The following is a 26925-nucleotide window of genomic DNA, read 5'->3' on the forward strand; positions in this document are numbered from 1 at the left end:
ACACGTACGCGCTTTCGGAGTGCGCCCGTATCGGGTAAGGCCGAAATTAGGCAGAACAGGTGAAGCCGCTTGTGGACGAAAATGAACGAAAGGTGAACCCATGGGGACGGTGCGGTGAGGTCACGGAACGCTTACGGCAAGGACACGGGAAGATTCCGGGCGACTATGCCAGACCCAGGGCGGCGAGCAGCGCGTCGACCAGGGCACGATCCTCCGCCCGGGTGAGCCTTGTCCTGGCCTCCTCCGGAGGCAGCCAGAGCACCCGGTCCACCTCGCGCGAGGGCGCGAACTCCCCCCCGACGGCCTCCGCCGCCCAATAGCGGACGTGCTTGGGGCGCCCGCCCACCGCGTACGACGCGGACGGCAGCTCGGCGCCCGGCACCGCGGTCCACCCGGTCTCCTCGCGCACCTCGCGCAGGGCGCCCGAGAGCGGATCCTCGCCCCGTTCGAGCTTGCCCTTCGGGTGGGACCAGTCGTCGTACCGGGGTCGGTGCACCAGGCAGAGCTCCGGCGCGCCGGACGTCGCGGAACGGCGCCACAGGACGCATCCCGCCGCGTGGACGGGGCGCCCGGCGCGCCCCGGCGGTTCGGGGCCGGTGTCGAAGGGGCGGGGGGCCGGGCGGGGCGACGACGGCACGTGTCCTCCTCGGTCCTGGCCGGGCGCGGTGCCCGGCCCTCGGCGTCCGACGCGCCTCGGGGCCGGACCCGTCCGACACGTCGCCTGCTATCCGCTGCCGACGGTCTCATGTCGCCAGCAGTCGTGAAACGCGTACCTCGCCGCCTCCACCTCATGCCGCTGGTCGGCGTGGAGCACACCGAGGGCGTAGGCGGTCGCCGGGGCGATGCGGGGGGTGCGGGCCGCCTGGGCCGCCGCGGCGGCGGCCTCGGCCGCGTCGCGGTGCCGGTCCAGCGCCCGTCCCGCCGCCGCCAACCGGGCGTCGTCGAGGGCCGCCTCGCCGTGGAGGACCTCGAGGGCGTAGCGGTGGAGGCGCAGCAGGAGTCGGACCTGGTGCCAGGGCGCGTCCTGCGAGTGCGGGGCCGGGTTCGGCGACAGGCCGTGGGCCAGGGCGGTCGCGTTGTAGGGCCTGCCCGCGGTGACCAGGGGGAGGGCGGCGACCGCGTCACCCAGTCGGCCCTCCGCCGCCGCGGCTCGCGGACGGAGGTCGGTCGGTCCGGCCGGCGATGTCCGGTGCCCGCCGGACCGGGTGGGCCCTGCGCCCGGGCGGCCGGGCGCGAGTCGCCGCCCGGCCGGCCCGGCCGCCGGCGCTCGGTCCCCGGCCAGTGGCACCTCGCCGGCCAGGACGGCCACTTGGTCGGCGAGGGCGTGGAACCGCGCGGAGCCGAGCGCCCGCAGGGTGGTGGAGTGGGCGCGGTTGCGGGCCGTGGTCAGTCGCCGTTCGAGCAGCGCCCCCGCCTTCGCCGCGCCGACGGCCTGGCTGCCGCGATCCGCTCCGGTTCGCCCCGGGGCGCGGGTGGCGATCACGGTTGAGCCGGCGCCGGCGATCGGTCCGAGGGTCGGGGTGGTGGCTCCCGACGCGGGACGGTCCGCCGCGCGTGGGGCCGGAGGCCGGGGCGAGCCCGGCGTCGGCGGGCCGCCGACGGGGGAGGGCGGCGGCGCGTCGGACAGTCGGTGGAGGGCCTGGAGCAGGCGGTCCGACTGACGCGCGTGGGCGTGCTCGGCGGCGAGGGTTCCCGAGACCCAGGCCAGCTCCGGTCGGAGCCGCTCCGCCCAGTCCTGGTCCAGCAGCGGTTGGAAGGTGTGCAGGCTGCCGCTGATCCGGCGGGCCGCGCGTCGCAGGTCGAGGGCCGGTCCGACGCCGGCGTCGGACCGGCCGCCGCCGGGGGTGCCCGGGCTCGCCTCACGGTGTCGGCGCAGGGCCCGGAGGAACTCTGTGGCCTGGGCTCTCAGGTAGTCGACGAGGGCGTCGACGGGCACGGGCCCGGCGGACGCGTCCGCTTCGTCCTCATGGTGCTGCTTTGCCACGCCGGCGCCTCCGGGCGTCGATGAGCATCTCCTGGATGTTGCGCAGGGGTCGGCCGTCCGGGTCGGTGGCGTGCCGTGTCCAGTCGCCTTCGGGTCCCAGGTGCCAGGAGGCCGTCGTGGCCGACATCCCCGTCTCCAGCAGACGGTTCAGGGCCGCCCGGTGGGCCGGGTCGGTGACCCTGACGAGGGCCTCGATGCGGCGGTCGAGGTTGCGGTGCATCATGTCGGCGCTGCCGAACCACACCTCGGCCTCGCCGCCGTTGCCGAAGGCGAAGACGCGGGAGTGTTCCAGGAAGCGGCCGAGGATGGAGCGCACCCGTATGTTCTCGGAGAGGTCGGGTACGCCGGGGCGTACCGCGCAGATGCCGCGCACCCAGATGTCCACCGGGACGCCGGCCTGCGAGGCTCGGTAGCAGGCGTCGATCACGGCCTCGTCCACCATGGAGTTGACCTTGATCCGGACGTACGCGGGTCGGCCTGCCTCGTGGTGCCGGATCTCTTTGTGTATGCGGGTGACCAGGCCGTCGCGGAGCGACTTGGGCGCGACCAGCAGCCGGCGGTAGGTCTCCCGGCGGGAGTAGCCCGAGAGGCGGTTGAACAGGTCGGAGAGGTCGGCGCCGACCTGCTGGTCGGAGGTGAGCAGACCGAGGTCCTCGTAGAGGCGCGCGGTCTTGGGGTGGTAGTTGCCGGTGCCGACGTGGCTGTAGCGGCGGAGGGTGTCGCCTTCTTGGCGGACCACGAGAGAGAGCTTGCAGTGGGTCTTCAGGCCGACGAGGCCGTACACGACGTGGCAGCCGGCCTCCTCCAGCTTGCGGGCCCACTTGATGTTGGCGTGCTCGTCGAAGCGGGCCTTGATCTCGACGAGGACCAGGACCTGCTTGCCGGCCTCGGCGGCGTCGATCAGGGCGTTGATTATCGGGGAGTCCCCGGAGGTGCGGTACAGCGTCTGCTTGATCGCCAGGACGTCGGGGTCCTCGGCGGCCTGTTCGAGGAACGCCTGCACGGAGGTGGAGAAGGAGTCGTACGGGTGGTGCAGGAGGACGTCACGGCTGCGCAGGGCGGCGAAGATGTCCGGCGGCGTCGCCGACTCGACCTCGGCGAGGTCCCGGTGTGTCCCGGCGACGAACTTGGGGTACTTCAGTTCGAGTCGGTCCAGTCCCGCCACGCGGAAGAGTCCGGTCAGGTCCAGCGGGCCCGGGAGCGGGTACACCTCGGCCTCGCCGATCTTGAGTTCGCGGACCAGGAGGTCCAGGACCTCCTGGTCGATGTTCTCCTCCACCTCCAGACGGACCGGCGGGCCGAACCGCCGCCGCATCAGCTCCTTCTCCAGGGCCTGGAGGAGGTTCTCGGCGTCGTCCTCCTCCACCTCCAGGTCCTCGTTGCGGGTCAGGCGGAAGGCGTGGTGCTGGAGCACTTCCATGCCGGGGAAGAGCTCCTCCAGGTGGGCTGCGATGACGTCCTCGATCGGGACGTAGCGGCCAGGGGATGCCTCCAGGAAGCGGGAGAGCAGCGGCGGGACCTTGACGCGGGCGAAGTGGCGGTGGCCGGTCACCGGGTTGCGCACGACGACGGCGAGGTTGAGGGACAGTCCGGAGATGTAGGGGAACGGGTGTGCGGGGTCGACCGCGAGAGGGGTCAGGACGGGGAAGATCTGGTGGCGGAACAGGGTGAAGAGGCGAGCCTGCTCCTTCTCCGCCAGCTCTGGCCAGCGGACCAGGTGGATGCCCTGGTCGGCGAGGGCGGGGGCGACGTCCTCGTGGAAGCAGGCGGCGTGCCGGGCCATCAGTTCGCGGGAGCGGGCCCAGATCATCTCCAGTACCTCGCGGGGCTGGAGGCCGGAGGCGGAGCGGGTGGCCACCCCGGTGGCGATGCGCCGCTTCAGGCCGGCGACGCGGACCATGAAGAACTCGTCCAGGTTGCCGGCGAAGATCGCGAGGAAGTTCGCCCGCTCCAGCAAGGGGGTGTGCGGGTCCTCGGCCAGTTCGAGCACCCGCTCGTTGAAGGCGAGCCAGCTGCGCTCCCGGTCCAGGAAGCGGCCGGGCGGGAGCGCCGGGCCGCTCGCGTCGGACGACTCCTCGTAGACGTCGAGGTCGGCGTCGATGTCGGGTTCCAGGTCGGACACGGTGGCGGCGACAGCGTGCGTGCGGTGCGCGGCGATGGAGCCCACGGAGGGCTGCGGGTGGTGCTGCGTCTGCGGGGCCCCGGCCTGTGCGTTCGACTGACTCATGCACCCATTGTTCCGCGTCGGGGGCGTTCCGGGCCTGTCGGAGCGTGCCCGGGTGGGCGCGCCGGCATCGCGTGCCCGACCGTCGGTCGGGCTCCGTTCCGGGGCGAGGGGACGCTCGGGCGCGGCGGGCTTCATTCGGCGAGCGTGGCAAGCTCGTCTGAATCGAGGGTTACGAGGACATGACGTACGGGCCGGCGGGCGGAGGCCCGACCGCGCACGGGCCGGGCCGAGCGCGGTCGGAGCGGGCGGGTGGCCGCACGGGTGCTCGGCCACCGGGTCGCTCAGTGTTCGGTGCGGTACATCAGGTCCGTCTCGTGGGTGGTGAAGCCGAGCCGTTCGTAGACGGACACGGCGGCCTTGTTGTCGGCGTCGACGTAGAGCATCGCGGTGGGGAGTCCCCGACGGGCCAGGTGGCGCAGGCCGACGGTGGTGAGGGCCTTGCCGAGCCCCCCGCCCTGCGTGTCGGGACGGATGCCGAGCACGTACACCTCGCCGAGGCCCTCCTCCGGGTGGACCTTGGTCCAGTGGAAGCCGATCAGCTCGCCGCCGCGTTCGGCCAGGAAGAACCCCTCGGGGTCGAACCACGGTTGTGCCTCCCGGTCGTCCAGGTCCCGTCGGTCGAGCGAACCCTGCTCGGGGTGGTGGGCGAAGGCGGCGGAGTTCACCGCCAGCCAGGCCTCCTCGTCCCGGCCGGGGACGAAGGGACGCACGGTCACGCCCTCGGGGAACACCGGTTCGGGCATGTCCGGGCCGGTCAGCGGGCGGCGCATCTGACGCAGCTCGCGGAACAGGACCAGACCCAGGACCTGCGCCAGGTGGCGGGCGGAGGCGTGACCGCCGTGGGCCCAGGCCCGCAGCCGCTTCCCCGAGGCGGCCAGCAGCGCGGAGCCGAGGGCCCGGCCGTGTCCCTGGCCTCGGTGCGAGGGGTGGACGACCAGCTCGGCGGCGGGGGGCTCGACCGGGTCGGTGTCCTCCAACTGCGCGTATCCGACCAGGGTGTCGCCGACCGTCAGGAGCAGGTGGGTGACGCCCTCACGGGTGCCACGCATGTGCAACCTGCCCTGCTCGGACACGGCCTGCTGGCCGTCGGTCCGGGCGGCCTCGTCGAGCAGCGCGAGGACGTCCTCGGTCTGACGCGGGGAGAGGTCGGTGTACGTCTCGATCGAGCGGGTGCGGCCGGGCCGCGCGATGTCGTCGCTGGTCATGGCTACGAGGGTACGGCGCCCCGCGAGCGAAGTGGTGGCAGTCCGAGGAGCCGCCGGCGCCGGGGCGCGGTCCGTGACCGGCGCTCCCGACGACCAGGGGCGGTCCCCGCGGGAATGTGTCGTGGGGCGCGAAAGTGGACGTGTCGTCGCCGAAGATGACATCTCGACACCCACCGGGCGCGTCCCCGCCGTCCGAGTCCGCGAGCCCTGGACGCGACCTCGGTCCCCGGGTCGCCCCGTGGGTGGGTGTGGCGCGGGCACCATGGCGGTCCGGAAGTCGGCCGAGAGTGAGTCGAGAGCGGGTCGAGACCAGGCCGTAACCGGAATCCTCTGTTGCGCTACGCGCGTTGAATCTAGGCTGCGCCCGTCAGGCCGGTGTTTTCGGCCACCTCACCCACGCTGACCCATAGGGGGGCGCATGCCAACAACCGCACAGCCGCCGCAGGAAGGGCGCCGGTCACGCGGCGGCAGCCGTCGACTCCGGGCGGTCGTCGCGGGAGCCGTCACCGTCGGAGCCCTGGCCGCCGCCACGCTGCCGACCGTCGCGAGCGCCGGAGACGAGCGCGGTCGGGACGGCAAGGGCCACCACCGGTACGCGCCCGGCCGCTACCAGGACGTCCAGCTGCTCTCCTTCAACGACCTGCACGGGAACCTGGAGCCGCCGTCCGGCTCCGCCGGCCGGGTCACCGAGGAGCAGCACGACGGCACCACGGAGACCATCGACGCGGGCGGGGTGGAGTACCTCGCCACACACCTGCGCGAGGCCCGCGAGGGCAACCCGTACTCGATCACCGCCGCCGGCGGCGACATGGTCGGGGCCTCGCCGCTGCTGTCCGGGCTCTTCCACGACGAGCCCACCATCGAGGCGCTGAACAAGCTGGAGCTGGACGTCACCAGCGTCGGCAACCACGAGTTCGACGAGGGCCCCGAGGAGCTGCTCCGTCTCCAGCGCGGTGGCTGCCACCCGGACGAGGGCTGCTACACCGACGAGCGCTTCCAAGGCGCCGACTTCCCCTACCTGGCGGCGAACGTCCTCGACGAGAAGACCGGCCGGCCGATTCTCGACCCCTACTGGATCTGGCAGCGGAAGGACATCAAGGTCGGCTTCATCGGCGTGACCCTGGAGTCGACGCCGGACATAGTCTCGGCCGACGGCGTCCAGGGCCTCAGGTTCGAGGACGAGGTCGAGACGATCGACAAGTACGCCCGCGAACTCCAGCGCCGCGGCGTGAAGTCCATCGTCGCCCTCATCCACGAGGGCGGTTTCCCCGCGTCCTCCTCGTACAACTACGACTGCGACTCGCCCGGCGCCGGCGACGGGATCTCCGGCCCGATCGCCGAGATCGCCGAGAACATCACCCCGAAGGTCGACGCGTTGGTCACCGGCCACACCCACGCGGCCTACGTCTGCACCATCCCGGACCCGTCCGGCAAGCCCCGCATGGTCACCTCGGCCGCCTCCTACGGTCGGCTCTACACCGACACCACGCTCACGTACGACCGCCGGACGGGCAACATCGTCCGCACCGCCGTGCACTCGGCCAACCACGTCGTGACCCGGGACGTCCCGGCCGCGCCGGACATGACCGAACTCATCGACGAGTGGAGCGCCCTGGCCGAGCCCATCGGCAACCGTGCCATCGGGCACGTCTCCGCCGACGTCTCCCGTGACGGGACCGAGTCCCCCCTCGGCGACCTGATCGCCGACGCGCAACTGGCCTACGCCCGCACCCAGGACCCGGAGACGGACCTCGCCCTGATGAACCCCGGCGGCATCCGGGCCCCCCTCACCTACGCGGCCCAGAGCGGCGAGGGCGACGGCGTGGTGACCTACGCCGAGGGCTTCACCGTGCAGCCCTTCGCCAACACCGTGAACGTGCGGACCCTCACCGGCGCGCAGCTGGTCGAGGTGCTCCAGGAGCAGGTGAGCGGAGCGAACGAGGCGTCGCCGAAGATCCTTCAGGTCTCCGAGGGGCTGACGTACACCCTCGACCTGACGAAGTCCGGCGCGGAGCGGGTCGTCGCCGACTCCATCCGCCTCGACGGCTCGCCCGTCGACCCGTCCGCCTCCTACCGCGTCGCGGCCAACAGCTTCCTCGCCGGCGGCGGGGACGGCTTCACGACGCTGGGCGAGGGAACCGACGAACTGGTCGGCGGGGAGGACCTCGCCGCACTGGAGCAGTACCTGACGGCGAACTCGTCGGCCGACGCCCCGCTGGCGCCGCCCGCCGCCGACCGGATCACGATCGTGCGGTAGCACGCGGGGGGCCGCCGGTCGGCCCCACGTCACGGGTCGGGCCCGACACCCCGCGAGAGCGGTGGTGTCGGGCCCGACCCGTGTCCGGCACCACCGTCCACCGCGCTCCCGGATCGCCTCGCCTCCGGGCGCGTCGAACCCACCGGGTACCTCCGGGTGCGTCGCCCCGCCGCCCGGCGCGGACCACGCCCTTCTAGCCGTCCGCCTCCCGCACCTCGGCCGTGGTCGGCGGAGGCTGGGGCGCGCCCGGGAGGCGCACCGTCGCGACCGTGCCTCCGTCGGCGTCGTCGGCGGGGGACAGGGCGACCTCGCCTCCGGCCTGCCGCACTGTGCGGGCCACGATGGACAGGCCGAGCCCGGAGCCCGGCAGCGACCGGGCCGAGGGGGAGCGCCAGAAGCGGTCGAAGACGTGGGGCAGTTCCTCGGCGGGCACGCCGGGGCCGCGGTCGCGGACGGTGAGGACCCCGTCGATCAGTCGCACGTCGATCGTGCCGCCCGGCGGGCTGAACTTGACGGCGTTGTCCAGGACGTTGACCACCGCGCGCTCCAGCGCGGCGGGCTCGGCACGGACGTACCAGGGTCGGATGTCCGTGTCGAGGGTCAGCTCGGGGCCGCGCAGTCGGGCGCGGCGCAGTGCCGAATCGACGATGTCCTGCCAGGCCAGGATGCGTACGCGGCGCGCGTCCTGGCCAGGGTCGGGCCGGGAGAGTTCCTGTAGGTCGCCGATGAGTGCGGCCAGCTCCGACATCTGTGCCTTCACGGAGGAGAGCAGCGCCCGCCGGTCGGCCTCCGGGATCGGACGGCCGGTCTCCTCGCTGCGGGTGAGCAGCTCGATGTTGGTTCGCAGGGAGGTGAGCGGGGTGCGCAGTTCGTGGCCGGCGTCGGCGATGAGCTGCCGTTGCAGTTCACGGGAGGCGGCCAGCGAGGCGGTCATGGAGTTGAAGGAGCGGGAGAGCCGGGCGATCTCGTCGTCTCCCTCGTCGTCTCCCTCGTCGTCCACCGGGATGCGGACGGCGAGATCCTCGGTGCGGGCGACGTGTTCCACGGCCTGGGTCAGCTCGTCGACGGGGCGCAGGCCGCTGCGCGCGACCGCGAGTCCGGCGGCGCCGGCGCCCAGCGCGCCGACGCCGGAGACCAGCAGCAGCAGGAGGGCCAGCTCGTCGAGGGTCCGTTCGGTGTCCCCGAGGGGCAGGCCGACCAGGACGGCGACGCCCTCGATCCGCAGCGGGAAGGTCACCGTCCGCACCGACTTGCCGTCCGTGGCCCGGGCGCTGCGGAAGTGCGGCTCGGTGGAGGTGCCGTCGGCGACGGCCACGTCCCCCGCGGTGGCTCGCACCGCGCCCGCGGATCCGTCGAAGACGCAGTGCTCGCCGTCGGCGGTGACGAGTTCGACGTAGGCCTGCGGCTGGGGGCCGAAGGGCCGGTCGTCGTCGACCGACTGGGCGCAGTCGGTCAGCGCGTCCCGGATCTGCCCGACGCTCAGGGAGAGGTTGCTGCCGCGCAGGTCGTCGTCGATTTCCGCGTAGAGCTTGCCGCGCACGACGAACCAGCACGTCACGGACACCACCGCCACCGCGCACGCGACCGCGACGGTCACCAGGAGCGCCAGGCGGGAGCGGATCGGCAGCCTGGAGAGTCGGAGGGTGGGCCTCCTCACTCGGCGCCGCCCTGCCGGAGCACGTAGCCGACGCCCCGGACGGTGTGCACGAGTCGCGGTTCGCCGCCGGCCTCGGTCTTGCGGCGCAGGTACATGACGTACACGTCCAGGGAGTTCGACGTCGGTTCGAAGTCGAAGCCCCACACCGCCTTCAGGATCTGCTCCCGGGTGAGGACCTGCCGGGGGTGCGCCAGGAACATCTCCAGGAGGGTGAACTCGGTGCGGGTCAGCTCCACCGGTCGGCCGCCGCGGCTGACCTCGCGGGTGGCGGGGTCCATGCGCAGGTCGGCGAAGACGAGGGCGTCGTCCTGCTCGGCCTCGCCTGGGGCCGGCGCGGCGTAGGCGCTGCGGCGCAGCAGGGCGCGGATACGGGCGAACAGTTCGTCCAGCTCGAAGGGCTTGACGAGGTAGTCGTCGGCGCCGGCGTCCAGGCCGGTGACCCGGTCGCCCACGGTGTCGCGGGCGGTCAGCATCAGGATGGGGGTGGTGTCGCCTCCGGCCCGGATGCGTCGGGCGGCGGTCAGGCCGTCCATGCGGGGCATCTGGATGTCGAGGACGACCAGGTCCGGCCGGTACGCGGCGGCCTTCTCCAGGGCCTCGGTTCCGTCGGAGGCGACCGCCGTGTCGTAGCCCTCGAAGGCGAGACTGCGGCGGAGCGCCTCGCGGACAGCCGGTTCGTCGTCGACGATCAGGATGCGCCGGGGATCGCGGTCGCCTTCGGTGGGTCCTGCGGGGCTCATGGGGACGGGTCCTCGGGTCTCGGAGTGGTGTGGCGGGCTCTCCTCAGCGTCGCACGACCCGCCGGCGAGACGCCTCAGCTCGTGCCTCCGGCCCGCAGGGTCGCCAGGTCGGCCTTGACGGTGTCGATCGGGATGGCGAAGCCGAGGCCCACGCTGCCGGCGTCGGCGGAGGACTGGGTCGAGGAGAACATGGCGGAGTTGATCCCGATGATGGCCCCGTTCATGTCGATCAGCGCGCCGCCGGAGTTGCCGGGGTTGAGGGAGGCGTCGGTCTGGATCGCCTGGTAGGTCGTGGTGGAGTCGCCGGTGTCTCCGTTGAACTGCCGTCCGCCGAACTCGAAGGGCCAGCCGCCGCCCTGCCGCTGTTGTTGCTGCTGTTGGCCACCGTCGGTGGAGACCGTCACATCGCGGTCCAGGGCGGAGACGATCCCGCTGGTCACGGTGCCGGTGAGGCCCTCGGGGGAGCCGATCGCCACGACCTGGTCGCCGACCTGGACGCCGTCGGAGTCGCCGAGGGTGGCGGGCTGGAGCCCGGAGGCGTCGTCCAGCTTGATCAGGGCGAGGTCCTTGCCGCTGTCGGTGCCGAGGACCTGCGCGGTGTACTGCTTGCCGTCGCTGGTCGTGACCTCGATCGAGGAGGCCCCGGAGACGACGTGGTTGTTGGTGATGATCTCGCCGTCGTCGGTGATGATCACACCGGAGCCGGTGGACGACCCGACGTTCGAGGTCGCGTTGATCTCGACGATGCTGGGGCCGACCGCCTCGGCGACCCCGGCGACGGTGCCCTGCATGCCGGTGGGCACGACCGACGCGGCGGTGCCGGCGGACGCGGTGGTGGTGGTGCCGGTCAGCTCCTGGATGCCGTACGCCGTACCGCCGCCGACCGCCGCGGCGACGATCGCCACCGCCGCGAGCAGGGCGAAGGGACGGCGAGCCCGGCGCCGGCGGGTGGCCGGGGCGTCGGCGGCGTCGGCCGGGACCTCGGGAGCCCGACCGGGCGGGGGCGGCCACTCCGGGTCCACCGGGGCGGCGGACTCCTGGTATCCGCGGCCGGCGTCGGAGGCGTGGCCGCCGGCGTAGGCGGGGGCGTCGGCGTAGACGGAGGCATCGGAGTGGGGGGCGTAGGCGTGGGTCTCGTAGGCCGAGGTCTCGGGCGCGGGGTCGGCGGGGGCCTCCGGTGTCGGGGTCTCGTACGCCGGAGGTCCGAACGCTCCGCCCGGTTCGGCGCCGCGCGGGGTGTCGCGCGCGTCGACGGGGGCTCCGTGCGGGCGGGCTCCCTCGGGGCCGGTCGGGGACAGGCTCTCGGGTCCGGGCCCGCCGCCAATCGAGGCGTCGTGGTTGCCGTCGTGGTCGCTGGTGGGGCGGTTGCTCTCGGTCATGTGACGAGCATCCGGCGCCACGATGAGAGCACCCTGAGCGATGCCTGAGAAGCCCGGCAGAACCTTGTATGTCCCCTGTAAAGGCCGGCGGGGTCGGAGACCGACCGGCGGGGGCGCGGACCGGTCTCCCGGGTGCCGGGGGCTTCGGTGGCGAGGCCGACGGGAGGGGCCGGGGCGCCCGCGCGGGCCGCCGGTCACGCGCAGCCGCAGGACCCGCGTACGACCAGGCGCGAGGGGAACGACCGGACCCGTTCCTGGCGTGACCCGGGCACTCGCAGCCCGTCGTCGAGGACCAGATCGACGGCGGCGCGTGCCATCGCCGGACGGTCCGTGGCGACCGTGGTCAAGGGGGGGTAGGCCAGGGCGGCTTCCTTGATGTCGTCGAAGGCCGCGACGGCCAGTTCCCCCGGCACGTCGATACCCAGCTCGCGGGCGGCGCGCAGCAGCCCGATCGCCTGGTCGTCGGTGGAGCAGAAGATCGCCGGCGGACGCTCCGGGCGGGACAGGACGCGCAGCGCCGCGCGGTAGGCGTCGTACCGGTTGTAGGGGGCGTCGAACAGCCGCCCCTCGGTGGTCAGGCCCGCCTCCGCCATGGCCTGCCGCCAGCCCTCGACGTGGTCGGAGACCGGGTCGCCCACCGCCGGGGTCTCCGCCAGGCCGCCCACGCAGGCCACGTACGGATGCCCGTGGTCCAGCAGGTGGCGCACGGCGAGTCGGGCGCCTCCGACGTCGTCGGTGACGACGGCCACGTCGTCGATGGCCTCGGGGCGCTCGTGCAGCAGCACGACCCGCGCGTCCCAGGCGTCGATCTCGGCGGCGGCACGGTCGTTGAGCGCGTGGCTGACCAGGATCAGGCCGGCCACCCGCATGCCGAGGAAGGCGCGCAGATAGTGGACCTCGCGTTCGCCGACGTAGTCGGTGTTGCCGACGAGCACCATCTTGCCGCGCTCGGAGGCGGCCTGTTCCACCGCGTGGGCCATCTCCCCGAAGAAGGGTTGGCGGGCGTCCGGGAGGATCAGTCCTATGAGATCGGTGCGCCGGGAGGCCATGGCCTGGGCGACCCGGTCGGGCCGGTACCCCAGCTCCTTGATCGCGGCGAGGACGCGCTCGCGCGTGGCCGGGGCGACCGGCCGGGGTCCGTTGTTCACGACGTAGCTCACGACGGCGGTGGAGGTCCCCGCCAGCCGTGCCACGTCGTCCCGAGTCACCTTGGCCACGCGCGGAGTCTACGCGGATGGACCGCCCCTGGGCAGGGCTTATCCGTCTTTGATCGGCTCGTGAGGAGAAGCGATCACGAATGGGCGACGAGAGGGTGTTTCCCGCCTCCGCCGCCTCCGGGGCCACGCGCTCCCCGGAGGCGCGGGCGGCCTCAGCCCTCGGCGGTCGCCTCGGTCGGGGCGTCCGCCGGCCCGACTCCGCGTCGCGTCGCGCTCGCGGTGGCCTTGGCCTTCGCCTCCTCGGTGGCCCGCCCGGCCTTCTCGGGCTTCTCCGGAGTGACGAAGCGGTAGCCGACGTTGCGGACCGTCCCGATCAACGACTCGTGCTCCGGGCCGAGCTTGGCGCGCAGCCGCCGCACGTGCACGTCGACCGTGCGGGTGCCGCCGAAGTAGTCGTAGCCCCAGACCTCCTGGAGCAACTGGGCGCGGGTGAACACCCGCCCGGGGTGTTGGGCGAGGTACTTCAGCAGCTCGAACTCCTTGAAGGTGAGGTCGAGCACCCGACCCTTGAGCTTGGCGGAGTACGTCGCCTCGTCGACCGAGAGGTCGCCGTTGCGGATCTCCAGCGGGGCCTCGTCGCCGACCAGCTGGCGGCGGCCCACGGCAAGCCTCAGCCGGGCCTCCACCTCGGCCGGGCCGGCGGTGTCGAGCAGCACGTCGTCGACGCCCCAGTCGGCGGTGACCGCGGCGAGCCCGCCCTCGGTGACCACCAGCACCAGCGGGCAGCCGGGCCCGGTGGAGCGGAGCAACTGGCACAGGCTCCGCACCTGGGGGAGATCGCGGCGACCGTCGACGAGGATGACGTCGGCGCCGGGGGTGTCGACGAGCGCGGGGCCCTCCGCCGGTGCCACGCGGACCTGGTGGAGCAGCAGGCCGAGCGCCGGGAGCACCTCGGTCGAGGGTTGCAGGGCGTTGGTCAGGAGCAGCAGCGAACTCATCGCGCCCCACCTGCCCCGGTCGTGGTCCTGGAATGGTGCGCGGTTCGCTCTCCCATAGCGTTCTGGTTCCTCCTCGGTCCCTGCGAATGGGTGCGCCCCCCGCCCCGTCGTGGCGGTGGGGGAGCTTGCGGCACTGCTTCGTACGTGGAGCGGGGCCCGCGGCCCGGGACCCGCCGCCTGGCGCCTTCGGCCGCCCCGTACACCCGCGGTCGCCCGCGTGGCGTGCGGCGTGCCCGAAAGCACGAAAGGACCCGGGGGCAACGCTGCCCGAGTCCTCACGGCAGCAGGATAGCCGACCTCACCCGGGACGGGTCGGGTCTCGCCGCACTTTCCACCAGAAGTCGGCACGGTCGGGCAGCCGGCGGGGCGGCCCGGCGGGAAGGGAGGGGAGCCACGCCGGAGCGCCGGCCGGAGGAGTCGTGGCCCGGGTGGGGGAGTGCGGATCCGCCGTCGGGGGGGCCGTGCGGGGGAGGGGCGAAACGGCCCTGAGGGGCCATCGTGGCGTTACGGGCACCGTGCGGTGGGGTCGCGGAAGCGGACCGAGACCGCCGGCGGGCCCGGGGCGCCGGCCGGCGACTCGTCGGCGGCGAACGAGAACGAGACGCCCGGAGCGGCGTCCTGGAGTCGAAGGAATGAGCGGTCTTGTTCGAGAACGGTGACATCAAGGACGTGTCCGCGCGGGCCTCGGGCCCGCTGCACGAGCGGCACCCGGGACGCGTGGTCAGCGAGGCCGTCGCGCCCGTCTCGGCCAGCCCCGGGATCCTCGGCGTCACCGCCCTGCTGGCCGGGGCCGGACTGTGCGTCGCGGGTGTCACGGCGGTGGTGAACGCCGTCGACTGACCCGGCGTCGCCCGGTCGGGGGTCGGTCGCCCCGCGCGGCCGACGCGAGAGGCCAGGCGTCATGGGAGGGCGTCGTCAGGGGAAGGGGCGAGCGAAATGTTCGAGAAGAGCGAGATCAGGGATTTGGCGGAGGCCTTCCGCGACCCCCTGGACGAGGACGCCCCGGGCCAGGTCCGCCACGTCGCCGCACCCGTGTCCGTCACCCCGGTCACCGCGGTGGTCGGCACGGTGGTGGCGGTGTTCGGAACGGCCGGCATGGCCGCCGTGGCCGTCGTGGACGCGGTCGGCTGACGACGCCCCCGCCCGCGCGTGGGGAACGACCCTTCCGGGTCGGCGACGACGAGGCTCCCGCGACAGGCCCCGCCCGTTTCCCGCCCCCGGAGGAATCCGGATCGAGGTCCGTCTCCTTCGGGACCCGGCCGTCCGGAGACGAAGACGCGGGCTACGTCCGACCTCCCCCCGGTCCGGAGGGTCCCGTCGGCGGGGGCGCGAGGGCGTCGAGCTCGACGGCGAGGCCAGGATGGCCGGCTGCCAGATGCGGGCGGGTCTCCGCGAGGGGGGCGACGAGAGCGGTGGGGTCGTCCTCGGCCAGGGCCGCGTGGAGCCGTTCCAGGTGGGGACCGGCCGCGGCCGGAAGGTCGCCCAGGCCGGTGATCCGGCCCGCGAGACGGCGCAGATCCGCGGCGTGGACCCGGGCCCAGCCGGCGAGTGAGCGTTCGGCGGCGCGGGCCTGCCGGGTGGCCGTCACCCGTTGTTCGCCGGTGGACCCGGCGGGCCCGGGGCGACCGCGAAGGTACCGACGCTCGGCGGCCTGACGACTGGCCACTCCGAGTGGGTGGGCCAAGTCAGCCCAACTGGCTCCCGCCTCCCTGGCCGTCTCGATCAGCTCGGTCTCCCATCCGGCCAACTGTTCACGCACCCGCCGCAACAGCAACAGGGAGGCCAGCGCCCGCTCGGGCGGCGGAGTGGGATCACCGGCCGGAGTCGGGGGGTCTCGTCGCGCGGAGCTCAGGGCGTCGCCGATCGCGTCGAGGGCCGCCGCGGCGGCGAGGAACGGCACCGGGCCCTGGGGGGCGTTCCCCGCCCCGCCGCCGGGGTGCGGCTGATCGGTCGAGGTCATCGGAACCTCCTTGTCGCCGGCGCGTGGTCGCCGTCGGGACGGGGTGTCGTCAAGGAGACGACATTGCGCTTGTCATCCATTGGATGACATGGTACAACGGTTCCAGTGAGGCGCATTGGCAGCAACTGCCCGAACCACTGGAGGTGTTCCACGATGTTGATGCGCACCGATCCCTTCCGTGAGCTGGACCGACTGGCACAACAGCTGATGGGCCCCGGTACCTGGTCCCGTCCCTCGGCGATGCCGATGGACGCCTACCGTGAGGGCGACGAGTACGTCGTGGCCTTCGACCTGCCCGGCGTGTCCGCGGACGCCATCGACGTCGACGTCGAGCGGAACATGCTCACCGTCAAGGCCGAGCGCCGACCGGTGGCGAAGGCCGACGACGCGCAGATGGAGCTGTCCGAGCGGCCCCTTGGCGTCTTCTCCCGTCAGATCGTGCTCGCCGACACCCTCGACACCCACCGCATTCGAGCCGACTACGACGCCGGAGTGCTCACCCTGCGCATCCCGATCGCCGAGCGTGCCAAGCCCCGCAAGGTGTCCGTCTCCGTGGGCTCCGACCGCAAGGAGCTCTCCGGCTGAGAGCCGTCGAGGGGTGTCTCCGGCGACCCCCGCCGGCCCCCGCGGAGTCTCCCCGCCGCCCCGCTCCTCCGCCGGCGCCGCTCCTCCGGCGCCCGCCCGTCCCGATCCGGCGGCGCCGACGCCCCGGATCGGGACGGGAACCGTCCCACCCGTTCCCGGTCCACGAAAGGCATGCGCGCAGTGATCTCCGACGCGGACACACCCCTCCGGCACCGACAACCCCCCAGCGGCTCGTACGACGCGGCGTACCGGCAGTTCCTGGAGAAGGTGCGGTACGAGGGCGCGTACCCCACCCGGGAGAAGGCGGAGGACGTCGTGCGGCGGGTCCTCGCGGGACTGGGACGCGGACTCACCGGCCCCGAACGCGACGACCTCGTGGCGTCCCTGCCCGTCGAGGCCGCCCGCCTGCTCACCTCCCAGGCTCCCGACCCCCGCCCCCTGACGGGCGCGGCCTTCGTCGCCGACCTGGCCGCCCGTACCGGGGCGTCCCTGGCCACGACCCGATGGGACATCGGTTCGGTCCTCTCGGTCGTCGCCGCCCACGCGGGACCCGGACCGATCACCCGGATTCTCGCCCGCCTCCCCGCGGGCTGGTCCCTGCTCTTCGGTCGCGCCGAACTCGCCTCGTCCCGGTAGCGGACCGGCGGCGCGCGCCGCCGACGACGCCGCCGCCGGTCCGCCTGTGGCGACCCGCGTCCCCGGCGCGCCCCCGCGGCGAACCGGCCCGCGGTACGGGCGCGACCCGGACTGCCCTAGCCTGAGCGTGTCCACCGTCAGCTGACAGAGGAACGAGATGGCGAAGGTCACGGTGCGCTACTGGGCCGCCGCGAAGGCCGCGGCCCGGACGGCCGAGGAGCCGTACGAGGCGGAGACCCTCGCGGCGGCGCTGGCCGCGGCCCGCGAGCGGCACCCCGGGGAGCTGGCGCGGGTGTTGCCGCGTTGCTCTTTCCTGGTCGACGGGGACCCCGTGGGCGCCCGCGACCACGAGACGGTGCGACTGGCCGACGGCGGCACGGTCGAGGTGCTGCCGCCCTTCGCGGGAGGGTGAGCGGCCGATGACCGACCAGACGCCAGGCGGACACGAGGGACGCGAACCCGCCCCTCGCCACCGGACCCCACCAGCGCACTTCTGGCCGACCGGCCAGGGACGGGACGACCCGCACCCCCTCCCCCCCCAGGACACTCAGCAGTGGCGGGGACAGACCTGGGAGACGAGCACGCAGCCCCCGGTCTCCACGGAGGAGACGGCGTGGCTGCCGCCGGTGGGCGGCTCCCCGGAACGACCGCCCACACCGGGAACCGGACCGGCGCCGTACGGGGAGCGGGTGCCTTACCCGGACCCCCGGTGGTACGAGCGGGAGCGGGGTCATGTGCCCGGGCCCGCCCGGTCGGCGGCGGGCGGCGCCCTCCGGTCGCCCACCGGTCCGACGCCCGGCCCCGGAACCCCTCCCGACGGCGGCGCGCCCGGGTACGCGGACCCGCCGGGACACGGCGCGCCCGGGTACTCCGCGCCCGGGTACTCGGCGCCCGGGTACTCCGCGCCCGGCCACGCCGGGCTCGGGAGGGTCGACGGCGTCGACGCGCGAGGCGAGGGCTTCGGCGACGCCGGGGGGCCCACCGCCTGGCCGGGACCCGGAACCCCCGGCACGGCGGGGGCCCACAGCGCTCCTGCGCCCTTCGCCGCTCCGGCCGCGCCCGGAGGCCCGCCCTCCCACGGGGCCCCCGGCGCGTCCACCGACGCTCCGCCGCACTGGGGCCGTTCCTTCCAGGGACAGCCCGCGGATCCCGATCCCGGCCCGGGGACGGGATTCGTCGAGGCGCCCGCGCACCCGATGGCGCACCGCCCCGCCTCCGGAGCGGACGCTCACGCGGCCCCCGCCCCGCCCGTTCCCGGCGCCCCGGACACCGAAGGGGCGCCCGGCTACGGCCCAGCCACCCTCGCCGGCAACTCCCGGGTCACCGACGCGCGGCGGGCCCGGGCCGAGGGTCGTTCGCCGATCATCGAACCCGGGGCGCGACCGGCGGCGCTGACGGCGCTGCTGGCGTTGCTCCTGGCCGCGGCGGCGGGGGCGGGGCCGTATGCCCTCCTGCTCCCCCTCCTCGTTCTCCAGGGCCTGACGGCGGCGGGCTGGTTCCGCCTGAACGGGATGTGGCCCGCGCGTGAGGGCATCGCCCTCGGCGTTCTCGGCGCGATCGCCGCGGACGTCGCCGTGCTCGCCGCGGATCGATCCCCGGCGGCGGTCCTGGGCGCGATCGGCGTGTGGGTGCCGCTCGTCCTGGTGCTGCGACTGCGCTCGCACGCCGACCCCGAGGAGCGGATGCACGGGTTGATGGCGACGGTCGTCGCGTCCGCGCTCGCCATCCTCGCCGCGGGCCACCTGGTGGCGGAGGGGCGGGCGGTCGTGATCGGGGGGGTCGCCGTGGCCGTGGCCGTGGTGGCGCGCGCCCTGCCGTTGCCCGCGCCGTTCTCCGCGGCCGTGGCGTGGGCGGCCGGGGCCGTCGTCGCCGGAGTGGTCGGCGCCGTCTTCGGCGTCGGGATGTCGGGGGCCCTGCTCGGTGCGGCAGCCGCCGGGTGCGCGCTGGTCGGGCTGCGAGTCGCGAGCTACGACTACCCCTCCCGTTTCGTCCACTTCACCGCCGGAGTGGCCCTGCCGCTCACCCTCGCGGCGCCCGCCGTGTGGGCCCTGGGGCGCGCCGTGGGCTGAGCCGCGAGCGTGCGGGCGGCTGTCACATTTGATCGACAGTTTGCCGGTGGGGTGGTGGGGCGCGCATACCGTTGGCGGGGTCCGTGACGTCTTTCGACTGGGGAATCATGCGTGCGCTGCGAATACTGTTGATCTTCGTCGTGATCGTGGGTGGTCTCTTCGTCGCGGCCGACCGGGTGGCGGTGCATCTCGCGGAGGGCAGGGCGGCCGAGGAACTGCGCTCCGCGGAGAACCTGTCGACCACCCCGGAGGTCTCGATTCGCGGATTTCCGTTCCTGACCCAGGTCGCCGGCAAGGAGCTGGACGACGTGGCGGTGCGCATCGAGGACTACGAGGCGACCACCGGCGACGGCACCGGGCTCCGGATCGCGCGGGTGGCGGCCGACATGAAGGGCGTCCGCTTCACGTCGGACTTCGGCTCCGTCACCGCGGCCACGGCCACCGGCACCGCGACCATCGCCTACGACGAGCTGATGAAGTTCGTGGCCTCCGAACCGACCGAGATCGTGCCGGGGGTCACCGCCCGGGTGGCGGGCATCTCCGACGGTGGCGACGGCAAGATCAAGCTCGAGGTGGCCGCGACGGTGCTGGGCACCGAGCTGGCGGAGCCCGTGCCGGTGCTCAGCTCGGTGCGGGTCGAGGACGGCAAGCTCCAGGTGGAGGCGGGGACGCTGCCGGCGTTCGGGCCGGTGGAGCTCTCCGAGTCCCGGTTCCGGAAGATCACCGACTTCCAGGAGAGCATCGACCGGCTTCCCGGGGGCGTGAGCCTGGAGTCGGTGCGGGCCGTCGCCGACGGCGTCGAGCTGACGGTGGCGGGATCGGACATCGTGTTGGCCGGGTGACTTCTCGCGGGCCGGGGGTCGCGGTGGGGGCGTGACACGGCCCGCGCCGGGTCCGCGCCCCCGCGTGTCCCGTCCGGTGGGCGAGACGCCGGTGTCCGAACGGTGGTTCGGTGGAGATTCCCGTGTTCTCCCGGGAGTCGAGGCGGCGGGAGGGGCTGGTCTCGTCTCGCATTTCGGATGGTCGCGTCTCATTATTCGAGGCGCCGGTGACACGTCCCCGATCGCTCCCTACGATCGAGCGCATGAAGCGACAGGCGGATCTCACGAAGCGGCGGGCAGTCGACCTGTGCCGCGTCGCCGCCATGCTCTGTCGTCCGTTCTGAGCGACGGCCCCGATTCCGGTCGGCCCCGTCCCGCCCTAGGCACGTGTGCGCCCCGCCCCAGGCCCCGTGAAGCACGCGCACCCCTCTCCACCCCCACGCCCCGCCCCGCCGCGAAACGCCCCGGAGGATACACACCATGAGCCGTAGCGACGTCCTGGTCGACGCCGACTGGCTCCAGGAACACCTGGACGACCCCACCCTCGTGATCGTCGAAGTGGACGAGGACACCTCCGTCTACGACAGGAACCACATCCGGAACGCGATCCGGATCGACTGGACCCAGGACCTGCAGGACCCCGTCCGCCGCGACTTCGTCGACCAGGAGGGCTTCGAGCGGCTCCTGTCGAGGAAGGGCATCGCCAACGACCACACGGTCGTGCTCTACGGCGGCAACAACAACTGGTTCGCCTCCTACGCGTACTGGTACTTCAAGCTCTACGGCCACGAGAGCGTCAAGCTGCTCGACGGCGGTCGGAAGAAGTGGGAACTGGACGCCCGTGAACTTGTCGCCGGCGACGAGGTCCCCCGGCGCCCGGAGACCACGTACCGGGCCAAGGCGCAGGACCGGTCGATCCGCGCGTACCGCGACGACGTCGTCGCCGCGATCGGCGTGCGGAACCTCGTCGACGTCCGCTCTCCGGACGAGTTCTCCGGCAAGCTGCTGGCCCCGGCCCACCTGCCGCAGGAGCAGTCCCAGCGTCCCGGACACGTCCCCGGCGCCCGTAACGTCCCCTGGTCGAAGAACGCCAACGACGACGGCACCTTCAAGTCCGACGAGCAGCTCCGTGCCCTCTACAAGGACGAGGGCGTGGACCTCGCCGAGGACACCATCGCCTACTGCCGCATCGGCGAGCGCTCGGCGCTGACCTGGTTCGTGCTGCACGAGCTGCTGGGCGTCGAGAACGTCAAGAACTACGACGGTTCCTGGACCGAGTACGGCTCCCTCGTGGGCGTCCCCATCGAGCTCGGCGCGAACAAGTAGCAGGTCCGGCGGCAGCCCTTCGGCGGCCGATCCCCCCAACCCCTCGGGAGACGACATGTGCGGTGCGAAGGCCGGTGGGCCGGACACCTCGACCATCAAGCCGGGCGAGACCACGATCCAGGGACACGTGACCCGTGACGGCGAGCCGGTGGCCGGCTACGTCCGGCTCTTGGACGCGACCGGCGAGTTCACGGCGGAAGTTCCCACCTCGGCGACGGGACAGTTCCGCTTCTACGCGGCCGAGGGCACCTGGACCGTGCGGGCCCTCGTCCCCGGTGCCACGGCGGACCGCAAGGTCGTCGCGGAGAAGGGCGGACTCGCGGAGGTCGCCATCGCCGTCTGACGGCCCGCCCGGCGCGCGGGGGCCGCTCCCCACAGGGTTGGACACCCGGGGGCGGCCCCTTCGCCGTGCCCGGCCGGGGGATCCGGTTCTACGCTGGAGTCATGTACGCGCAGCGCCGGCGCCGCTACTTCGCCCTGATGGGGGTGTGCGTCGCCCTGTTCGTCCTGGCCTGGGCCGCGGTCCGGCACTGGTCCGTCCCGCTCGCGGTCGGCATGTGCGCGCTCGCGATGGTCCTGCCGCCGCTGGCCGTGATCGTCGCCAACCGACGCGGTCCCGAGGAGCCGTGGTGGGACGACACCTCGGGCGACCCGCAGTCCGACGACTGGTGGGACGAACTGGACGGAAGGAAGCGCCCGCGGTGAGCGACGCGAGCCGTCAGTAGACCAGCGCTTGTGCGTCCTCGGCCATCGCCTCCTGCACGAAGACCTGCGCTCCGGCGATCCGGACGCCCTCGATCACGTCCCGCTGGGTGATCTCCCTGCGGGCGGCGCACTGAGTGCACAGTGTGATCCGGCCCCCCGCGAGCAGCGATTCGAGCAGGTCGGGCAGCGGGGCGGCGTGCGGGAGCGTGAATTCGGCCGCCCGACCCGGCAGCGCGAACCAGGAGGACTCGCCGGTCAGCCACAGGGAGACGTCCACCCCGCCGGCCACGGCCACCGCCGCCACCGTGAACGCCTGCGAGCAGCGCTCGGGGGCGTCGGCCCCCGCGGTCACCTTGATCACGAGCCTCTTCGTCATGGTCGGCATCGTAGTGCTGTCCTCCCGGCGTCCTTCCGGCCCCGTTCGCGCCGGCCGCGAGCCGAGTGACCCGGGGGGAGTACCGGCGGGGGAGCGCCGAGCGCCCGCCGCGTAAGCTGGGTCCGGCCCCGCGCACATCCCCATCCGACCGAGGAGCACCTGTGATCGTCTTCTTCGAGGTTCTGCTGGCCCTGGTCGGCGTCGCCGTCATCGCCTTCGCCGGGCTGGCCGTGATGAAGCTGTACCAGGGCCAGCGCTGACCGCCCACCGCCCCGACGCACGAGACTGCTGAGCCCCACATGATCGAGATCCCGTCCGACCTCCACAAGGACCTGGTCCCGCTCGCCTTCCTCCTCGGCGACTGGGCCGGGGCGGGGGTGCACGACTTCCCCGGCGCCGAGAAGTGCAACTTCGGGCAGGAGGTCACCTTCACCCACGACGGCCGGGACTTCCTGGAGTACCGCTCTCACACCTGGGTGTTGGACCAGAAGGGCGACAAGGTCCGACCGTTGGAGACCGAGTACGGTTTCTGGCGCGTCGACGGTCGGCGTCGGATCGAGGTCACCCTCACTCGGGACAACGGCGTGATCGAGATCTGGTACGGCGGCATGGCCGACCAGAAGCCGCAGATCGACCTGGCCACCGACGCCGTGGCGCGCACCCCCGGGGCGTCCCCGTACAGCGGGGGCAAGCGACTCTACGGCTACGTCAAGGGCGACCTCATGTGGGTCGGCGAGAAGCAGACCCCCGAGGTGGAGCTGCGCCCCTACATGTCCGCCCACCTGAAGAAGGTCGTCACCCCCGAGGACGTGGAGCGCTGGGCCAAGGCGCTGCCGGACGACATGCCGGACGACGGCATCGCCTTCTTCCGCTAGCGAGACGTCCCCGGCCGGGATGACGGCGCCCCGGCCGGCGACGTGTGCCGGAGGACCGAGGAAGCGGCGCGGGCATCCGGACCGCAGCCGCGCCCGTCTCCCCCGTGGGGTGGGCGACCGGCGCGGGACAGGTGGGACGCCCTCCGGCGTGTCGCTCGTGTCGGTCTCCGGCCGGGGCGTTCACGTGCCCGGAGAGGGGTCGCCGAACCATCCGGAGGGGCGGCGGAACTGTTCGCCGCTCTGGTCGAGCGAAACGGTCAGTTCGTGGCACTGGTAGGACCCCAGCTCTCCCTCGACTCTTTCCTCCAGTTCCTTCCGTAGCGTCTGGTCCACCCAGGGACCGGGACCCGTGATCGAGCTTCGCTCTACGAATCCCAGGACGAGTCCACCGCGCGTGGTGTATCGGCCGACGACGTCGGAGTTCGGGGGAATCTCGAGTTCGCCCTCCGGAACGACGACACCCAGCGCGTCGTGGTCCCAGTCGTGGCAGACGACCCGCGCGCTCTCGCCGGCCTCAAGCGAGCCGTAGACGTGGGAGTTCAACTGCCGTCGGGCCCGGAGATTCTCTTGGGTGGCCATCCTCACCTCGACGAAGACGGGTTCCTTCTCCAGTTCGGCGCAGATGTCGACCGTCAACGGGTAGCCGAGGTCGTCGCGCTCCTCGAGTTCCAGCTCACAGTGTTCGCCCCCACCGAGGAGGTCGGAGCGGTCCGGCGTGGAGGCTTGGGACTGGTCGACGGCCTCGCCACAGGCGGTCGAACCGAGGGAAAGAGTCAGGAGCCACGCCAGGCCCACGAGCCTGGCGCGTGTTCGGGGCGACGGGTGCAACGGCCAATGCCACGTAGCGTAAGTTGATCAAGCTGTCCGGGTGGTCTGCTCTGGCAGGTTGACCAGGCGTACGGTGGGTGGCCCAGCGTGGCGGACACCGCGGTCGTCGGGTCGTTTTGCCGCGAATCGGCTGCGTCGTACGCGTTTGACCTTGCGGGGGTAACTGCGGTGGCGGCGCCGGGGGTTGAGGTGGCGTTTGCGGGTGATCTCCCGCTGGATCTCGGTGACGGCGGCAGCCAGGTCCTCAGGGGGAAACGGCCGCCGGATCGGCGATCCGGCGGCGCACGATCCGCAGCGTGCGGGTGGGGCTGAGCCGGTCGGGGTCGAGCCCGGCCTCCGAGGCCGCCCGGCACATCAGAGCGGCGAGGGTGTACTGCGTCAGCAGCAGCCCGAACACCTCCTGTTCGACCAGCTCGGGGCTCTTGGAGCGCAGCATCCGGCCGACCGGGTCGAGCAGCTCCTTCAAGATCTTGTTGGCGGTCTCGTGCTCCCACCGCTCGGCATAGGTGTGTGCCAGCAGAGGTGCGGGATGGGCGGCGGGGTCGGTGAGCGTGGTGAGCAGGCAGAACAGCTCGCGGTCGGTCGTGTCCCCGCGGTCTTCGACCTCGTACTCCACCACCCGTACCAGCCGGGCCCGTTCGGGGTCGGGTTCTGCTCCGGCGCGGGCGGCCTGGAGCAGGCGCGCGCGGGCGGCGGTTGTGACCGACGGCGCGTAGATGAGCGCCAGGTAGGAGCCGTCGCCCAGGTCCTTCACCCTGGGCAGTTCCGGGCCGGCTCCGACCCGCCACAGCAGCTCGGCCCCGGTCTGCGCGGCCCGGCACCACAGATCGAAGCCGAAGAGCCCGGCGTCCGCGGTGGCCAGCATGCCCTCCTCGAGGTAGTCGAGCAGACCGGCGAGCAGGGTGCGCTCGCCGCTGCCCTTGCCGTGGCACGGGGCGATCTCGGCGGCCAGCGGAGCGCGGGGTCCGTCCTCGATCAGAGTGAGCAGACGCAGCTGGGGGAAAGCGGAGCGCTCGCCGGCCGATCCGGGGTAACCGTAGGCGCCCGCGTTGGAGGGGGTGTCGGGCATGTCGAGGGTGGTGCCGTCGAAGGAGACCAGCCGCAGGCTGCCCAGATGGGCGCCGACGGTCAGCAGATCGGCGACCGGCACCGCGGTGCGGCGGAAGACCTCGCGCATCACCTGCGGGCCCAGCCGCTTGCGGGCCTGGGTAATCGCGCTGGCAGTGGGCACGGGATCGCCGCTGCGGCAGGCACCCAGGCGGGCCAGTGGCTCGATCATGCGGGCGGCGACCTCCTCGTAGTCCTCGCCGCGGAACAGCGCCAAGCCCATGAGCAGGTAGACCACCACATGCGGGGGCAGCTTGCCGTCGGAGCGGCGAGCCTGCCTGCCGTACTCGGCCACCACCTCGTCGATCACATCACGCGAGACATCGGCGGCCAGGACCCCCACGGAGACCAGATCCTGCAACTTCCGTTCCCGCAACGCGTCCTGATCCATGCCCGGCACGGTAGCCAACCCGACGGGCGGGGTGACGCGAACCCACCCCAACAACAAGATCAACTTACGCTACGTGGCATTGGGTGCAACGGCCTTCTCCGTTCCGAGGGAGCGATCTTCTATGACGAGGTGATGGCGGAGGCGGGAAGCCGGCAGCGGGCGGGTGACGTCCCGTCGGGCGGGCGTCGAGAACTCGACGCGGGCACGACGACGCCCGCTCCACCGCGTTTCGCGTCCCCTGGTGCGAGGCGGCGGCGAGGCACCGTCGTCGGGGGGTACGCCGATCACGAGGGCTGCCACCGTACGAGGTAGATGTTCATTTCTCCGGTGCGCTTCACGTTGACCACCTCGAAATGTCCGATGGTGTCGCCCGCCTTGACGCAGTACCGGTTCCCGGTGGCGAGTTCGTCGCGGAACACCTGTTGTTTCGCCGCGATCTCGGCACAGGCGCTGGGGCCGGGAATCGGGTCGTCGTCGGGGACGATTCCGAGAGCGACGTCACTGTCGCCCGGTGTGATGTAGGGGTCGACGCCCGAGTTGCTCTGCACTCGCACCTCGTTCCCCAGGGACGACGGATCGCCCGCGCGGTCGAGGGAGAAGGAACCGTAAGGCGCGCTGAAGTCGGCGTTCCAGGTGACGAGGTAACCCTCTTCCTCCGGGACCGCCAGCGCGCTGCCCGAAGTGCCGGACGGTTCCGGCCGGGGGTCAGGGGTCTCCTCGGTTTCGGTCGGCGTCGCTTCGGTCGTCGGTGACGGGTCGTCGACGACTGTGGGTGAGGGGGCGCTCACGATGGTGGGCGTGGAATCCGGGGGGACGTTCTCGCCGGCGGTCGTGCCGGCGGGTTCGGTGACGCGATGGATCAGGTAGGCGCCCAGGGCGAGGGCGACGACCGCGCCCGCGACGACGACCGTGGTGGCGTTGCGCCGTTTGCCGGCGATCTTCGTCGGTGTGTCGCCGGGGGGCAACGCGCCGACCGAGGCGGGTCGCGGACCGGCGACGGGCGGAGGGGTGTCGTCGGCGGGCGGTGTGGGGGTGGGTTCCGCCGCGTCGAGCGCGTCGAGTCGCGCGGTGACGGCGTCCCGCCGCGCGCAGAGGTCCTGGCGACGGAGTTCGAGTTGTCTGATCCGTTCGTCCTGTTGTCGCTCCCGCGCGGGGTCGGGTGCCTCACCGTCGCGCAGCCCTTGCCGGTAGCGCTCACGTTCGCCCATGACGTGGCGCAACTCCTCGTGGGCGGTCTCGATCTCCGTGACGAGTTCGTCGCGTTGCCGGGTCCGGCAGAACTCCTCCCACATGCGTTGATGCACGGCGTTGTGGCTCGATTCCGCCAGTCGTCGCAGCAGGTGTTCGTAGGCGCGGTGGGTGGCGTGCAGAACATCGGGAGTGATGTTGCTGCGATTCCGGGCCTGCTCGAGGAGCCGCGTCAGGTACTTGTAAGGGGGGACACGTGGAGAACGCTCGTGTTCGTAGTTGCAGATCGTCGACTTGTGCACGCCGATCAACTCGCCGCAGGCCTCCTGACTCATGTTCGCCTGCTCGCGAAGGGACTTGATCCGACGAGCGAAATCCTTCCGTTCTTCCTCCGGGTCGCCGCCGGGCCGGGGAAGTTTCTCGCCGCTCTCTTCCTTCACGGTTTTGCCTCCTG

General features: G+C 72.8%; 26 protein-coding genes. 12 read left to right on the top strand and 14 right to left on the bottom strand.

What is annotated here, in order from left to right:
• Positions 1-163: 163 nt before the first annotated feature.
• From JEK78_RS11880 to mshD, 4 genes are all read right to left on the bottom strand, one after another.
• Entirely contained in the window at positions 164-541 is a 378-nt protein-coding gene (locus tag JEK78_RS11880; protein WP_242483395.1) for an NUDIX hydrolase, read from the bottom strand.
• A 183-nt stretch (positions 542-724) separates the two neighbouring features.
• Positions 725-1984 carry a CHAD domain-containing protein gene (locus JEK78_RS11885; protein WP_200258304.1) on the bottom strand — a complete coding sequence of 420 codons (1260 nt, stop codon included), beginning with the start codon at positions 1982-1984 and terminating at the stop codon, positions 725-727.
• On the bottom strand, positions 1965-4211 hold the full coding sequence (locus JEK78_RS11890; RefSeq protein ID WP_200258306.1) for an RNA degradosome polyphosphate kinase: 2247 nt from the start codon (positions 4209-4211) through the stop codon (positions 1965-1967). Before JEK78_RS11890 ends, JEK78_RS11885 begins: the two co-directional genes overlap by 20 nt.
• Before the next feature lie 281 nt (positions 4212-4492).
• Positions 4493-5416 carry a mycothiol synthase gene (gene mshD, locus JEK78_RS11895; protein WP_200258308.1) on the bottom strand — a complete coding sequence of 308 codons (924 nt, stop codon included), beginning with the start codon at positions 5414-5416 and terminating at the stop codon, positions 4493-4495.
• 418 nt (positions 5417-5834) lie between these two features.
• Between mshD and JEK78_RS11900 the strand changes: the two genes are divergently transcribed.
• A complete protein-coding gene (locus JEK78_RS11900) occupies positions 5835-7673 on the top strand; it encodes a bifunctional metallophosphatase/5'-nucleotidase (RefSeq protein WP_200258311.1) in 1839 nt (612 codons plus the stop codon).
• Between the two features lie 193 nt (positions 7674-7866).
• On the opposite strand, the gene JEK78_RS11905 is transcribed toward JEK78_RS11900, so the two are convergent.
• The 5 genes from JEK78_RS11905 to JEK78_RS11925 all read right to left on the bottom strand — a co-directional run bounded on the left by JEK78_RS11905 (position 7867) and on the right by JEK78_RS11925 (position 13604).
• Positions 7867-9330, bottom strand: coding sequence for a HAMP domain-containing sensor histidine kinase (locus JEK78_RS11905; protein ID WP_200258313.1), 1464 nt, complete (start codon positions 9328-9330; stop codon positions 7867-7869).
• A complete protein-coding gene (locus tag JEK78_RS11910) occupies positions 9327-10070 on the bottom strand; it encodes a response regulator transcription factor (protein WP_200258315.1) in 744 nt (247 codons plus the stop codon). Before JEK78_RS11910 ends, JEK78_RS11905 begins: the two co-directional genes overlap by 4 nt.
• A 74-nt stretch (positions 10071-10144) precedes the next feature.
• On the bottom strand, positions 10145-11092 hold the full coding sequence (locus JEK78_RS11915; protein WP_200264120.1) for a trypsin-like peptidase domain-containing protein: 948 nt from the start codon (positions 11090-11092) through the stop codon (positions 10145-10147).
• A 551-nt stretch (positions 11093-11643) separates the two neighbouring features.
• The gene (locus JEK78_RS11920) at positions 11644-12666 is read right to left on the bottom strand and encodes a LacI family DNA-binding transcriptional regulator (RefSeq protein WP_200258317.1); all 1023 of its coding nucleotides are present in this window, start codon (positions 12664-12666) and stop codon (positions 11644-11646) included.
• Positions 12667-12818: 152 nt separating this feature from the next.
• Positions 12819-13604: a response regulator transcription factor gene (locus JEK78_RS11925; RefSeq protein ID WP_200258318.1), complete on the bottom strand. Its 786-nt coding sequence runs from the start codon at positions 13602-13604 to the stop codon at positions 12819-12821.
• 642 nt (positions 13605-14246) lie between these two features.
• On the opposite strand from JEK78_RS11925, the gene JEK78_RS11930 reads away from it, so the two are divergent.
• Both JEK78_RS11930 and JEK78_RS11935 read left to right on the top strand, forming a co-directional pair.
• The gene (locus tag JEK78_RS11930) at positions 14247-14444 is read left to right on the top strand and encodes a hypothetical protein (RefSeq protein ID WP_200258319.1); all 198 of its coding nucleotides are present in this window, start codon (positions 14247-14249) and stop codon (positions 14442-14444) included.
• 96 nt (positions 14445-14540) lie between these two features.
• The gene (locus JEK78_RS11935) at positions 14541-14735 is read left to right on the top strand and encodes a hypothetical protein (protein WP_200258320.1); all 195 of its coding nucleotides are present in this window, start codon (positions 14541-14543) and stop codon (positions 14733-14735) included.
• A gap of 151 nt (positions 14736-14886) precedes the next feature.
• Here JEK78_RS11935 and JEK78_RS11940 read toward each other — a convergent pair whose 3' ends face one another.
• Positions 14887-15564 (bottom strand): type III effector protein, encoded by a 678-nt coding sequence (locus JEK78_RS11940; RefSeq protein ID WP_200258322.1) that lies wholly within the window; start codon positions 15562-15564, stop codon positions 14887-14889.
• 153 nt (positions 15565-15717) lie between these two features.
• Here JEK78_RS11940 and JEK78_RS11945 point away from each other — a divergent pair, with 153 nt between their 5' ends.
• The 8 genes from JEK78_RS11945 (at position 15718) to JEK78_RS11980 (ending at position 21706) form a co-directional block, all read left to right on the top strand.
• A complete protein-coding gene (locus JEK78_RS11945) occupies positions 15718-16149 on the top strand; it encodes an Hsp20/alpha crystallin family protein (protein WP_200258323.1) in 432 nt (143 codons plus the stop codon).
• Between the two features lie 180 nt (positions 16150-16329).
• Complete coding sequence (locus JEK78_RS11950) at positions 16330-16785, top strand: DUF2267 domain-containing protein (protein ID WP_200264121.1); 456 nt, start codon at positions 16330-16332, stop codon at positions 16783-16785.
• A 157-nt stretch (positions 16786-16942) separates the two neighbouring features.
• The gene (locus JEK78_RS11955; RefSeq protein WP_200258324.1) at positions 16943-17197 is read left to right on the top strand and encodes a MoaD/ThiS family protein; all 255 of its coding nucleotides are present in this window, start codon (positions 16943-16945) and stop codon (positions 17195-17197) included.
• Between the two features lie 7 nt (positions 17198-17204).
• Positions 17205-18854, top strand: a complete 1650-nt coding sequence (locus JEK78_RS11960; RefSeq protein ID WP_200258326.1) for a hypothetical protein — start codon at positions 17205-17207, stop codon at positions 18852-18854.
• A 107-nt stretch (positions 18855-18961) separates the two neighbouring features.
• Positions 18962-19696: a DUF2993 domain-containing protein gene (locus JEK78_RS11965; protein ID WP_200258328.1), complete on the top strand. Its 735-nt coding sequence runs from the start codon at positions 18962-18964 to the stop codon at positions 19694-19696.
• Between the two features lie 459 nt (positions 19697-20155).
• Positions 20156-21001, top strand: coding sequence for a sulfurtransferase (locus tag JEK78_RS11970; RefSeq protein ID WP_200258330.1), 846 nt, complete (start codon positions 20156-20158; stop codon positions 20999-21001).
• 55 nt (positions 21002-21056) lie between these two features.
• Positions 21057-21344, top strand: coding sequence for a DUF1416 domain-containing protein (locus JEK78_RS11975; protein ID WP_200258332.1), 288 nt, complete (start codon positions 21057-21059; stop codon positions 21342-21344).
• 101 nt (positions 21345-21445) lie between these two features.
• On the top strand, positions 21446-21706 hold the full coding sequence (locus JEK78_RS11980) for a DUF3099 domain-containing protein (protein ID WP_200258334.1): 261 nt from the start codon (positions 21446-21448) through the stop codon (positions 21704-21706).
• A gap of 13 nt (positions 21707-21719) precedes the next feature.
• Here JEK78_RS11980 and JEK78_RS11985 read toward each other — a convergent pair whose 3' ends face one another.
• Positions 21720-22082 carry a DsrE family protein gene (locus JEK78_RS11985; protein WP_200258335.1) on the bottom strand — a complete coding sequence of 121 codons (363 nt, stop codon included), beginning with the start codon at positions 22080-22082 and terminating at the stop codon, positions 21720-21722.
• A 299-nt stretch (positions 22083-22381) separates the two neighbouring features.
• On the opposite strand from JEK78_RS11985, the gene JEK78_RS11990 reads away from it, so the two are divergent.
• The gene (locus JEK78_RS11990) at positions 22382-22957 is read left to right on the top strand and encodes an FABP family protein (protein ID WP_200258337.1); all 576 of its coding nucleotides are present in this window, start codon (positions 22382-22384) and stop codon (positions 22955-22957) included.
• A 180-nt stretch (positions 22958-23137) separates the two neighbouring features.
• On the opposite strand, the gene JEK78_RS11995 is transcribed toward JEK78_RS11990, so the two are convergent.
• The 3 genes from JEK78_RS11995 to JEK78_RS12005 all read right to left on the bottom strand — a co-directional run bounded on the left by JEK78_RS11995 (position 23138) and on the right by JEK78_RS12005 (position 26911).
• Positions 23138-23785 (bottom strand): hypothetical protein, encoded by a 648-nt coding sequence (locus JEK78_RS11995; RefSeq protein ID WP_200258338.1) that lies wholly within the window; start codon positions 23783-23785, stop codon positions 23138-23140.
• A 244-nt stretch (positions 23786-24029) separates the two neighbouring features.
• Positions 24030-25283: an IS4 family transposase gene (locus JEK78_RS12000; protein ID WP_200258339.1), complete on the bottom strand. Its 1254-nt coding sequence runs from the start codon at positions 25281-25283 to the stop codon at positions 24030-24032.
• Positions 25284-25567: 284 nt separating this feature from the next.
• Complete coding sequence (locus JEK78_RS12005; protein WP_200258340.1) at positions 25568-26911, bottom strand: helix-turn-helix transcriptional regulator; 1344 nt, start codon at positions 26909-26911, stop codon at positions 25568-25570.
• Between the last annotated feature and the right edge of the window lie 14 nt (positions 26912-26925).

This window comes from Streptomyces sp. HSG2, assembly GCF_016598575.1.
Classification (GTDB): domain Bacteria; phylum Actinomycetota; class Actinomycetes; order Streptomycetales; family Streptomycetaceae; genus Streptomyces.

Coding starts and splice junctions, on each gene's coding strand:
- JEK78_RS11890 (WP_200258306.1), bottom strand. CDS start 4,211: ATGAGTCAGTCGAACGCACAGGCCGGGGCCCCGCAGACGCAGCACCAC.
- mshD (WP_200258308.1), bottom strand. CDS start 5,416: ATGACCAGCGACGACATCGCGCGGCCCGGCCGCACCCGCTCGATCGAG.
- JEK78_RS11900 (WP_200258311.1), top strand. CDS start 5,835: ATGCCAACAACCGCACAGCCGCCGCAGGAAGGGCGCCGGTCACGCGGC.
- JEK78_RS11910 (WP_200258315.1), bottom strand. CDS start 10,070: ATGAGCCCCGCAGGACCCACCGAAGGCGACCGCGATCCCCGGCGCATC.
- JEK78_RS11925 (WP_200258318.1), bottom strand. CDS start 13,604: ATGAGTTCGCTGCTGCTCCTGACCAACGCCCTGCAACCCTCGACCGAG.
- JEK78_RS11935 (WP_200258320.1), top strand. CDS start 14,541: ATGTTCGAGAAGAGCGAGATCAGGGATTTGGCGGAGGCCTTCCGCGAC.
- JEK78_RS11940 (WP_200258322.1), bottom strand. CDS start 15,564: ATGACCTCGACCGATCAGCCGCACCCCGGCGGCGGGGCGGGGAACGCC.
- JEK78_RS11945 (WP_200258323.1), top strand. CDS start 15,718: ATGTTGATGCGCACCGATCCCTTCCGTGAGCTGGACCGACTGGCACAA.
- JEK78_RS11955 (WP_200258324.1), top strand. CDS start 16,943: ATGGCGAAGGTCACGGTGCGCTACTGGGCCGCCGCGAAGGCCGCGGCC.
- JEK78_RS11960 (WP_200258326.1), top strand. CDS start 17,205: ATGACCGACCAGACGCCAGGCGGACACGAGGGACGCGAACCCGCCCCT.
- JEK78_RS11965 (WP_200258328.1), top strand. CDS start 18,962: ATGCGTGCGCTGCGAATACTGTTGATCTTCGTCGTGATCGTGGGTGGT.
- JEK78_RS11970 (WP_200258330.1), top strand. CDS start 20,156: ATGAGCCGTAGCGACGTCCTGGTCGACGCCGACTGGCTCCAGGAACAC.
- JEK78_RS11975 (WP_200258332.1), top strand. CDS start 21,057: ATGTGCGGTGCGAAGGCCGGTGGGCCGGACACCTCGACCATCAAGCCG.
- JEK78_RS11980 (WP_200258334.1), top strand. CDS start 21,446: ATGTACGCGCAGCGCCGGCGCCGCTACTTCGCCCTGATGGGGGTGTGC.
- JEK78_RS11985 (WP_200258335.1), bottom strand. CDS start 22,082: ATGACGAAGAGGCTCGTGATCAAGGTGACCGCGGGGGCCGACGCCCCC.
- JEK78_RS11990 (WP_200258337.1), top strand. CDS start 22,382: ATGATCGAGATCCCGTCCGACCTCCACAAGGACCTGGTCCCGCTCGCC.
- JEK78_RS12000 (WP_200258339.1), bottom strand. CDS start 25,283: ATGGATCAGGACGCGTTGCGGGAACGGAAGTTGCAGGATCTGGTCTCC.